The sequence below is a fragment of the Psychrobacter sp. 1U2 genome, assembly GCF_051847575.1.
The window spans coordinates 1-908 of record NZ_JBPYDC010000669.1 but is presented as its reverse complement, the minus strand read 5'-3'; the positions used below and the strand labels follow the sequence as shown (position 1 = coordinate 908).

General features: G+C 39.0%; 1 protein-coding gene and 1 pseudogene. Both read right to left on the bottom strand.

The window, feature by feature from the left end; all coding sequences use genetic code 11:
• Positions 1 to 388 (bottom strand): TerD family protein (locus ACS8FD_RS17995; protein WP_439276854.1); only part of this gene is annotated, 388 nt, incomplete at its 3' end.
• Between the two features lie 241 nt (positions 389 to 629).
• Positions 630 to 908 (bottom strand): annotated as a pseudogene (locus tag ACS8FD_RS17990) (bifunctional 23S rRNA (guanine(2069)-N(7))-methyltransferase RlmK/23S rRNA (guanine(2445)-N(2))-methyltransferase RlmL); the annotation flags it as partial.

The following is a 908-nucleotide window of genomic DNA, read 5'->3' as shown; positions in this document are numbered from 1 at the left end:
GGATGAAGGCGTTGGCTACTTGACCAAAGTTTTGACTACGAGCAGCAGCATCATGAATAGTAACGGTAACGACAACTTTATCGACATCAGCAGGTACTTGGGTCAAATTTACTTTGATGACTTCATCATCACCGTCACCTTCGCCAGTACGGTTGTCACCCGTATGCTCAACCGCGCCATTGTCGGACTTGAGTTGATTATAAAAGATAAAGTCATGATCACCGCGTACTTTGCCAGCCGTACTTAACAAAAACACACTAGCATCAAGATCGAATTCTGCGCCAGACGTCGCGCGCTCGTCCCAACCAAGACCGATAAGCAGTTTGGATAAATTTGGATCGGTTTTCGTTAGCGATAAGTTACCGCCTTTATTAAGTGATAAAGCCATTTGATAGTCCTTATTATTAGAGTAAGTTCAACGTTTTATTAAAATCGTGTTGATGTTGAGACGATACAAGGAAGAATAATATTGCATCAGAAATGGTGCAAAACCAACACGTAATAACGTTCTATCATAACAACAAAAAATGACCCAATCAAAGCAGATTAGGTCATTGTTGTGTTTATGACAAGGTGAACTACAAATGATAATATTTAAATACTACAGTGAACTTTTGTACATCTAAACTCTAGCGATGACGAATCTCAAAACTTTGATGGATGGGTTTTTTGATATTAAAATCAAAGCCAATAGTCTTTGAGGTAATATCAATGATAGCGTAGCGCTCGCTCAGCTGTTCATCTAATTCAAAGCGAGTAAAGTTGTTTGAAAAATACAACACGCCATCCGAAGTCAAACGATTCATAGCACGGTTGATAAGGGCAGCATGATCACGCTGTACATCAAAAGTACCCTGAAACTTTTTTGAGTTTGAAAAGGTCGGTGGATCGATAAAGATAATATCAAA